Origin of the sequence: Rhodococcus sp. EPR-134, from assembly GCF_001647205.1 — a bacterium.
Lineage (GTDB): Bacteria > Actinomycetota > Actinomycetes > Mycobacteriales > Mycobacteriaceae > Rhodococcus_F > Rhodococcus_F qingshengii.
In genome coordinates this window covers 1-6,120 of sequence record NZ_LVCT01000461.1, presented here as the reverse complement: position 1 = coordinate 6,120, position 6,120 = coordinate 1, and the positions used below count along the sequence as shown (strand labels likewise).

Here is a 6,120-nt window from a genome sequence, read left to right as displayed (position 1 = left end):
CATACGAGTCTCGCTGACGCCGAGCACAGCAGTCGAGGAGTGACATGGACGGCGCAACCGCGCGTAGTCGGAACCAGTCCGAAGGCACTGGCGCCGACGATTCGGTAGTAGATACAGCAGGCATGCACGAGGTCGGCGAAGACGGCCTCACCCGCCGGGAGCACGACATCCTCTCTTTCGAGCGTCAGTGGTGGAAGTACGCCGGTGCGAAGGAAGAAGCCATCAAGGAGTTGTTCGACATGTCGGCAACCCGCTACTACCAGGTTCTCAACGCCTTGGTCGATCGCCCCGAATCCTTGGCGGCTGATCCCATGCTGGTCAAGCGCCTGCGTCGTCTGCGTGCCAGCCGTCAGAAGGCCAGGGCCGCGCGTCGCCTCGGCTTCGAGGTCACCTGAATCACGCGTACATATGATCGGGCTGTCCACGCACTGGCGATAAGGTCGACATCGTGAGTACCCCGAAAGAGCAGCCGTCCGGACCTCCGCTTCGCGCAATCGCCATGGTGTTGATCGCGTTGGCGATCGTGTTCATCGGTCTCGGAGCAGCCTCACTGGGTGGATCGAGCGACGGTGGATCGGGCGACGAGAACACCGCAGCACAGCAGACCGAATCCTCGGCGTCTGCCACGACGAGCGCCCCCGCGCCTGCCACCACCAAGCCTGCAGCGACGACGCAACCCGCTTCGGGCGATACCACCACCACGTCGCGTCCCTCGGGAACTGCGACGACCACGACTTCCAGCTCCGCGAGCGGCGCCGACACGTCGAATGTCAGCGTTCGAGTTCTCAACAACAGCACCGTCTCCGGTCTGGCAGCAGGCACCGCCGAGGAATTGACGGCAGCAGGTTGGAACGTCGAGGAGACGGGTAACTACAGCGAGGGCACCGTCAGTACGACGACGGTGTATTACGGATCGTCCGCGGCGGAGAAGGCAGCGGCGCAGAAGATCGCGGCTGAACTCGGAGTCTCCGCAGAGCCTCGATTCGCCGGCATCGCGAACGCGTCACCTGGCGTGATCGTGATCGTGACCTCCAACTGACCGGTCGTGAAGGTGGAACTGACCCGTCGGTTCCAGCTACTACACGCGCCGTTATGATCAGAAGCACTTTCTCGCCACCTCAAAGGAGCGGTTCGATGGCCCCCAGCAGCACCCGGCGTATGTCCTGGCGCGTCGTTGCCCCTGTAGTCGCGATTGCCGCTTTCGGCTTGACCGCTTGCAGTAACAGCGAAGAGCCCAGCAGCGTCCCCGGCACGACTCCTCCGGTGTGGACCGGTGCAGCCGATCCCAGCGCGCACGAAAGCGCGGGCGGCCACGGTTCCGAGACGGCTCACGCCGGCGCTTCTGCCGAAACGGTCACCGCAACGCTGAACGGCACCGACGGCGCCAAGGTCGGAACGGTCACGTTCGCGCAGGAAGGTAGCGACGTCAAGGTCACCCTCGACGCCAAGGGCCTCACCCCCGGCTTCCACGGATTCCACGTCCACCAGGTCGCCAAGTGCGAGACCAATTCCGTTGCCCCCAGCGGCGGAGAGCCGGGTAACTTCCTCTCGGCAGGCGGACACTTCCAGGCCGAGGGTCACACGGGCCACCCGGCGAGCGGCGACCTCACTTCGGTTCAGGTCCTCGAAGAGGCACCGCCACACTGGTCACCACGACCGATGCATTCACCGTCGACGAACTGGTCGCAAACGGTGGAACATCCGTCATGATCCACGCCGGAGCGGACAACTTCGGCAACATCCCGACGCGTTACGCGCCGGCACCGGATCAGCAGACCCTCGACACCGGTGACGCCGGCGGACGCGTTGCTTGCGGTGTCATCACCAAGAGCTGACAAACTCACCTGAGTTTTGCATCACTTCCGGCGACTACCACGCAGTAGCCAGCACGGTGTTTTTACCGACACTGTGATTGGATTCTCTGCGTGGTAGTTCCATTTCCAGGTTCGCCGCGCCCGACGCTGGGCGTGGAGTGGGAGATCGCGCTGGTCGATCGCAAGACCAGAGATCTCTCCAACACAGCAGCCGAGGTGTTTTCGGCGGTCGAAGAGCTTGCCGGCTCCGAAACCCCGCACATCACCAAGGAACTACTGCGAAATACCGTCGAACTCGTCACGGGTATTCATTCGACGGTCGGCGAGGCGATGAGTGATCTCGACAGGTCACTGGATCTGCTTCGCCGCGCTGCGAATCCGCTCGGCGTCGACCTCATCAGCGCGGGCACGCACCCGTTCGCGCAATGGTCGACGCAGCTGGTCACCCGGACACCCGACTACGACGAACTCATCGAACGCACGCAGTGGTGGGGTCGGCAGATGCTGATCTGGGGCGTGCACGTTCATGTGGGTGTCTCGTCCGCGGATCGCGTTTTCCCCATCATCAACGCACTGCTGCAGCGCTATCCGCACCTGTTGGCGCTGTCGGCGTCCTCGCCGATGTGGGCCGGTGTGGACACCGGCTATGCGTCCAATCGCGCGTTGATGTTCCAGCAGCTCCCCACCGCGGGCCTTCCGTACCAGTTCGAGAACTGGGCCGAATACGAGTCGTTCATCGACGACCAGATGAAGACCGGTGTGATCACCAAGATCGGTGGCATGCACTGGGACATCCGTCCCGCGCCGAAGTGGGGAACCATCGAGGTCCGGGTGTTCGACGGCGTCTCGACACGCGCTGAACTGGGTGCTCTCGTTGCTCTGGTCCACTGCCTCATCGTCGATCTGGACCGCAGACTGAGTGCCGGTGAGACTCTGCCGAACATGCAGCCGTGGCACGTCAAGGAAAACAAGTGGCGCGCAGCGAGATACGGACTGGACGCCGAGATCATCCTCGACTCCGACGCAAACGAGTGCCTCGTCACTGACGATCTGGATCGCCTGCTCGACGACTTGGCGCCGATTGCGGTCTCACTCGGCTGCGCGGACGAGTTGGCGTCGGTGGCGGACATTCCCCGTCGCGGCGCGTCCTACCAGCGGCAACGTCGTGTCGCGGAAGCGACGGGCGGCGATCTGGTTGCGGTCGTCGACGCCTTGGTCGCAGAGTTGGGCACCTAGCAGGTTCACAGTGCGAAGGACTGTTTCGCGGACTGGAAATCCGGGCATACCAACCGTTTGTCCAGTGGGTGTCCATATTCAGTTCACACGCCGTTTACTATTGTCCGGTGTTGATAGACAGTTGGTCCCAACGAGGGGGCGCACCCGGACAGTCGGACCGTTCGTGGTCGAGTTCTCACCGACTCCTTCTGATCGGCACAGCAGCATTGACCGTGCTGGTCCTGGGCGTGCAGGCGTTCGCGTCGTACAAGGGCTATCTCGGTCCGGTGGAAAGCCTGTTCGGTGACTACTTCCTCGTTCCCCGCTCCGCGACCATGCCTTGGGTGGGCCTCGCTCTCGCGCTCGTCGGACTGAACAACAAAGAACGCATCTACGCGGTATCCGCGGCCGTCGTGATCGACGTGGTCGTCGGCGCGATCCGCTGGTTCTCGGGTGGACCGCTGACGATGGGCACCGGCGGCACCTGGGTGCTGACGGCCATCGCGGTGTACGCGGTGTGGAAGTTGTCCGGTGAGCGTCGACTCAGCGTTCTGCACGGCGTCGCTCTCGGCGCGTTGCTCATCATCGCGGCCAAGGTTGCCGAGACGTGGCTGGAGATCACCATTCTCGTCGGCACCGACGTGTGGGACGAGTACGTGTTCCTCGCCGACCAGGCTCTCGGGAATCCGTCGTGGGTGATGGGCCAGATCGTCGACGCCATGGGCCCCGTCGGTGCAGCAGCCCTCGACTGGATCTACGTCGAACTGCCGGTCGCAGTGATCGTGGTTGCTCTCTATCAAGTACGTAAGGGATGGCCGTCGCATCACCTGCTGCGCACGTTCCTGCTCATCGGGCTGATCGGCCCGATCTTCTACGTCCTGTTCCCGGTGGTCGGCCCGGTGTTCGCCTTCGGTCCGCGTGGGTTCGGATTCCAGATCGGTGACTACTGGCCGAACATCGTGCCCAACTTCGACTTCGCATCACCGTCGTCGCTGCCGTTCGACGACGCCGCACCGCGAAACTGCATGCCGAGCCTGCACACCGCGTGGGCGGTCGCATTGTTTATCCACTCGCGCAGCGGGCCGTGGTGGATTCGCAGCCTGGGATCGTTCTGGCTCGTTGCGACCCTGACCGCGACGCTCGGTTTCGGATTCCACTACGGCGTCGACCTCATTGCCGGTGCCGTCCTGTGCTTGACCCTCGATGCGGCGCTACGGGATCCGGAGCGAGGCTGGGGGTGGTTCCGAGTGCGTCTGTTGATCGGTGGCTCGGCACTCCTGGCGGGATTGTTGCTCTCGTACCGGTTCGCTGCGGTGCAGATGGCCGAGTACCCGGCGATCTTCGGGCCGCTGCTGATGGCTGTCCTGGTTCTCATGTCGGTGGCGTACTTCGCCACCTTCTTCGCCCGCCCCGGCACTGCTCTTGCGGTGTGGGGCGAGCGCGACGGCGAGTGGGATGCCGTTACAGGAGAGAGTCCGGGTCTTCCAGCTCGTTGATCTTCATGAGGTCGTCCTCTTCGCGCTGTTCGCGGTAGGCGACTCGGCCGACGCTGTGCGCGATCACGGGCGCCGTCAGCAGCGTGAAGATGCCCACCAGGACCAACATCCAGATGTCGACGCTCCCACGAAGCAGGAACACGGCGCCCATCAGGACCAAGATCAGTCCGACCACCTGAGGTTTCGTGGCCGCGTGCATACGACGCAGAGTGTCGGGGAAGCGAACGATTCCCACCGCGGCGGTCAGCGCGAGCAGCGCGCCGAGGAAGATGGAGATGGCCCCGATCGTGTCGAGGATGTTGCCGATCACTGGTCACTCACCCGGAAGCGCGCGACGGACACCGAACCGATGAAGCCGACCAGCGCCAGCGCGACGATCGCGGGAACGATGGTCGTGTCTTTGCTGTACGCGGCCCAGACCGCGAGTCCACACATCGAGACCGCGATGATCGTGTCCAGGGCGACGAGGCGGTCGAGTGAGCTCGGACCGTCGAGCAATCGGAACGTGGTCAGTACGGCGGCGATCAGCAGAATCACTCCGGAAATGATCAAGATCGTGGTGATGAACCCGTTCATGGTTGGTCCTCCTGCCGGGGTGCATCGAATTCGTAGTCGCGCTGGTGCCATGGGCTGGGTTGCCAGTCCGAATCACGTTCGAACGACGCGATGAACAACCGCTCGAGGTCCTCCACCGAGCGGTAGAACGCGCTGACGGCTTTCTGCGAGCCGACGTCGAGCACGTGGACGTAGACGATGCGTCGGTTCTGGTCGATCTCGAGAACCATCGTGCCGGGGATCAGGTTGAGAACGTCGATGCACAGCGTGAGAACCAGGTCGGACTTGATCCCGAGTTGGTACCGCAGAACTCCGGTGACCGGCGGCGGCGACGGACGGATCGCCAGCCACGCGACCTGGATACTCGACTGGATCGCGTAGTACACGATCATCCACAACAGACGCAGAATCGACAGCAGATGTACCCGACCCTCGACCGGTACGCGGGGGAGGGGAAGCAGGACCATGATGATCAGGCCGACGGCGAGTCCGCCGAAGATGTTGCCGAAACTGATGTTGCCCCACAACAGGATCCATACGACCATCAGCCACAGCAGGATCCCGACGCGGAGTACCTGTTCGCGTTTCATCGCGGAGCCTCCTCGGTATTCGGGACGTCGGTGTTCGGGGCCTCGGTATTCGGGACATCGGTACTGGGAGCTACAGCAGGGTCGTCTGCAGCGACGGGAGCTTCGTCGACCGGCACGGGCCGGTGGTTGCCGAGAACCGCGTCGATGTAGATGGACCGGTCCTGCAGGTCCTTCGCCGCTCTGTCGCTGATGTCGATGATCCGGCCCGCGAACACCGTCAGTGCCAGACCGACGATGACAAGTCCGACCGTCGGAATCAGCATGAAGAGCGGAATCTTGCCGACATCCTCGCGGTCGACGAACGCGATGTCCTCTTCGGACTCGTCGATCAACGCTGACGGGCTGACGTCGGCGAGGTCACCTTCGGGCGCGTCGGCCCGGGCTCGCCAGAAAGCCTTGGTCCACACGCGGGCGACGGCGTAGAGCGTCAGCAAGCTGGTGATCGTGCCG

7 protein-coding genes and 2 pseudogenes are annotated in these 6,120 nt (G+C 63.4%); 5 read left to right on the top strand and 4 right to left on the bottom strand.

The annotated features are described in order from the left end of the window. Positions 1-44 precede the first annotated feature (44 nt). The 5 genes and pseudogenes from A2J01_RS21415 (at position 45) to A2J01_RS21395 (ending at position 4,525) form a co-directional block, all read left to right on the top strand. On the top strand, positions 45-395 hold the full coding sequence (locus A2J01_RS21415) for a DUF3263 domain-containing protein (RefSeq protein ID WP_007730120.1): 351 nt from the start codon (positions 45-47) through the stop codon (positions 393-395). Between the two features lie 53 nt (positions 396-448). Further along, complete coding sequence (locus tag A2J01_RS21410; RefSeq protein ID WP_054827817.1) at positions 449-1,039, top strand: LytR C-terminal domain-containing protein; 591 nt, start codon at positions 449-451, stop codon at positions 1,037-1,039. Positions 1,040-1,134: 95 nt separating this feature from the next. Next, positions 1,135-1,835 (top strand): annotated as a pseudogene (gene sodC / locus A2J01_RS21405) (superoxide dismutase[Cu-Zn]). 90 nt (positions 1,836-1,925) lie between these two features. Continuing rightward, positions 1,926-3,050, top strand: a complete 1,125-nt coding sequence (locus A2J01_RS21400; RefSeq protein ID WP_003945034.1) for a glutamate--cysteine ligase — start codon at positions 1,926-1,928, stop codon at positions 3,048-3,050. Positions 3,051-3,157: 107 nt separating this feature from the next. Beyond that, positions 3,158-4,525 carry a phosphatase PAP2 family protein gene (locus A2J01_RS21395; RefSeq protein ID WP_003945056.1) on the top strand — a complete coding sequence of 456 codons (1,368 nt, stop codon included), beginning with the start codon at positions 3,158-3,160 and terminating at the stop codon, positions 4,523-4,525. On the opposite strand, the gene mnhG is transcribed toward A2J01_RS21395, so the two are convergent. From mnhG to A2J01_RS21375, 4 genes and pseudogenes are all read right to left on the bottom strand, one after another. Beyond that, on the bottom strand, positions 4,491-4,835 hold the full coding sequence (gene mnhG / locus A2J01_RS21390; RefSeq protein WP_003945045.1) for a monovalent cation/H(+) antiporter subunit G: 345 nt from the start codon (positions 4,833-4,835) through the stop codon (positions 4,491-4,493). The genes A2J01_RS21395 and mnhG overlap by 35 nt on opposite strands. Beyond that, entirely contained in the window at positions 4,832-5,101 is a 270-nt protein-coding gene (locus A2J01_RS21385; RefSeq protein ID WP_003945061.1) for a monovalent cation/H+ antiporter complex subunit F, read from the bottom strand. Before A2J01_RS21385 ends, mnhG begins: the two co-directional genes overlap by 4 nt. After that, complete coding sequence (locus A2J01_RS21380) at positions 5,098-5,670, bottom strand: Na+/H+ antiporter subunit E (protein WP_003945063.1); 573 nt, start codon at positions 5,668-5,670, stop codon at positions 5,098-5,100. Before A2J01_RS21380 ends, A2J01_RS21385 begins: the two co-directional genes overlap by 4 nt. Next, positions 5,667-6,120 (bottom strand): annotated as a pseudogene (locus A2J01_RS21375) (Na+/H+ antiporter subunit D); the annotation flags it as partial. The gene A2J01_RS21380 and the pseudogene A2J01_RS21375, both read right to left, overlap by 4 nt.

What these genes read in the sequence shown, in the direction of transcription:
- A2J01_RS21415 (WP_007730120.1), top strand. Translation starts at nt 45, where the DNA reads ATGGACGGCGCAACCGCGCGTAGTCGGAACCAGTCCGAAGGCACTGGC.
- A2J01_RS21380 (WP_003945063.1), bottom strand. Translation starts at nt 5,670, where the DNA reads ATGAAACGCGAACAGGTACTCCGCGTCGGGATCCTGCTGTGGCTGATG.
- A2J01_RS21385 (WP_003945061.1), bottom strand. Translation starts at nt 5,101, where the DNA reads ATGAACGGGTTCATCACCACGATCTTGATCATTTCCGGAGTGATTCTG.